A 2,388-nucleotide genomic window follows, 5' to 3' on the forward strand; every position below is an offset into this window, starting at 1 on the left:
CGGCCGCGCCACCGGCCCGGCACTCGTCCGAGCATTCGTCGGCACGGCCTACAACAACGATGCGCAGATGCTCGACATCCTGCGCCGCCTGGTGGTCGTGAACGCCACGGCCGGCGAGACGGCCGGCCTCGGCGCCGACCCAGCGGGGGGCGCCCCCTCCCCGCCGGCAGTTCGCGCCCCGGCCCCTTGTCCGGCGTCTCGGGGCCCTCCGGCATCACGCCGCTGGCGGGCCTGATGGCGGTGAACGTGATCCGCCAGCACCGCGACGAGCTGATGCGGGCCTCGTCCGGCACGCTCGACCACATGGTGATCGACGTGGTCGGCGCACTGTTCGACCAGGTGCTGTCGGACAGCAAGGTGCCGCCGCAGATGGCGCGCCAGATCGCACGGCTGCAGCTGCCGGTACTGCGCGCGGCGCTGAAGGACGTGGGCTTCTTCAGCTCGCGGCGCCACCCGGTGCGGCGTTTCGTGAACCGCATCGCCTCGCTGGCGGCGGCCTACGAGGACCTCGACCAGGGCCCCGGCAAGGACTTCATCGAGCGCGTGCGCGCGTTGGTGCAGGAGATCGTCGAGGGCGACTTCGACCAGATGGACCTGTACGAGTCCAAGCTGCAGGCGATCGAGGCGCTGGTGCAGGAGCAGAGCGCGCGCGATGTCGGCACGCATGCGACGGCCGCCACGCTGCTCGACAACAAGGAAACGCAGCTGCGCATCCAGCAGCGCTACATGCGCGAGCTCAAGTCGCACCTGGAGCCGGTTGCCCTGCCCGGCTTCGTGCGCGACTTCCTGGCGCAGGTGTGGAGCCAGGTGCAGGTGCAGGCGGCCGGCCCGTTCGGTTCGCCCGAGCTGGCGCAGCGCGCCAACCGCGCAGCGCGCGAGCTGGCGCTCAGCGTGCAGCCCAAGGGCGAGCCGCAGCTGCGCAAGCATTTTCTGATGGCGCTGCCGCAGCTGATGAAGGACCTCAACGAGGGCCTGGAGCTGATCCGCTGGCCGGAGCCCGCCAAGAAGGACTTCTTCGGCAAGCTGCTGCCCGAGCACGCCGCGTCGCTGAAGACCGCGCCGCCGACTGACTTCGAGCAGCGCCAGCTCAAGCACTACCTCGACCAGGTCGAGAAGGTCTCGATCCCCACCGCCGACGAGCTCGCGCCGAGCGCGCATGCCGAACTGCCGCCGCCGCAGGAACATGCCGCGCCGCTGACCTTCTCGGCCGAGGAGGCCGAGAAGATCGGCCTGGTCGACGAGAACGCAGTCGACTGGGACGGCCAGGTGGACATCGACCTCGGCGAGGGCGGTCCGTCCGCCGAGGCGGAGGCCGGCGAGGTCGATGTGGTGCTGGAGGCCCTGGCGCCCGAGCCCGCCGAGCCGACGCACGGCCCGCAGCTGATCCACCACCTGCAGACCGGCATCGCCTACCGCATGCACGTGGAGGGCCGCTGGCAGCGCGTGCGCCTGAACTGGATCAGCCCGGGCCGGGCCTTCTTCGTGTTCACCCACGGCAAGGCCCACCAGAAGACGATCTCGATGACCTCGCGCATGCTCACCCGCATGTGCGACACCGAGCGCTTCCGCGCCTTCGAACAGGCCGAGCTGATCGAGCGCGCGACGGCGCGCGCCCGCAAGCAGCTGGCGCAGCTGGGCGGTGCGGCCCCGCGCAGCACGGCGACCAGCAGCCGTCTCTGAGGCGCCCGGCGGTCAGCCAGCCGCGAGGCGGCGCGCCATCTGGCCGGCGGCGATCAGGCTGGACGGGTCGGCGCGGCCACTGCCCGCCCGATCGAACGCCGTGCCGTGATCGGGGCTGGTGCGCACGAAGGGCAGTCCCAGCGTCACGTTGACGCCGCGCTCGACCCCGAGGTACTTCACCGGGATCAGCCCTTGGTCGTGGTACATCGCCACCACGATGTCGAACTCGCCCGGGTGGTCGGCCGTGTGGCGGGCGCGCATGAACACGGTGTCGGGTGCGAACGGCCCGCGTGCGTCGATGCCCTCGCGGCACGCCGCCTCGATGGCCGGCGCGATGACGCGCAGTTCCTCGTCGCCGAACAAGCCGCCCTCGCCCGCGTGCGGGTTGAGTCCGGCCACGGCGATGCGAGGCGCCGCCTGGCCCCAGCGCCGCGCTGCGGCGTGCGCGATGCGCAGCGTCTCGAGCACCGACGCCGTGCTCACCGCGTCGATCGCCCGGCGCAACGAGACGTGGATGCTGACCAGCACGGTCTTGAGTTCGTCGTTCGCGAGCATCATGCGCACCGGCCCGGCGCCGGCCTCGGCCTGCAGCAGCTCGGTGTGCCCCGGGTAGGGCTCACCGGCGGCGGCCAGCGCCTCCTTGTGGATCGGCGCGGTGACGATCGCCGCCACCTCGCCGGCCTGCGCCAGCGCCACGGCGTGCCGGAT

Annotated in this window: 2 protein-coding genes and 1 pseudogene; 2 read left to right on the forward strand and 1 reads right to left on the reverse strand. The window is 72.0% G+C overall.

Going from position 1 to position 2,388, the window contains the following annotated elements; genetic code table 11:
• Both x551_RS26625 and x551_RS21215 read left to right on the forward strand, forming a co-directional pair.
• Positions 1–235, forward strand: a pseudogene (locus x551_RS26625) (hypothetical protein); the annotation flags it as partial.
• The gene (locus x551_RS21215) at positions 187–1,680 is read left to right on the forward strand and encodes a DUF1631 family protein (RefSeq protein ID WP_051512270.1); all 1,494 of its coding nucleotides are present in this window, start codon (positions 187–189) and stop codon (positions 1,678–1,680) included. The pseudogene x551_RS26625 and the gene x551_RS21215, both read left to right, overlap by 49 nt.
• A 12-nt stretch (positions 1,681–1,692) precedes the next feature.
• On the opposite strand, the gene pdxA is transcribed toward x551_RS21215, so the two are convergent.
• A partial coding sequence (gene pdxA / locus x551_RS21220; protein WP_036251064.1) for a 4-hydroxythreonine-4-phosphate dehydrogenase PdxA occupies positions 1,693–2,388 on the reverse strand: 696 nt, incomplete at its 5' end.

The sequence above is a fragment of the Methylibium sp. T29 genome (assembly GCF_000576205.1).
Lineage (GTDB): Bacteria > Pseudomonadota > Gammaproteobacteria > Burkholderiales > Burkholderiaceae_C > Methylibium > Methylibium petroleiphilum.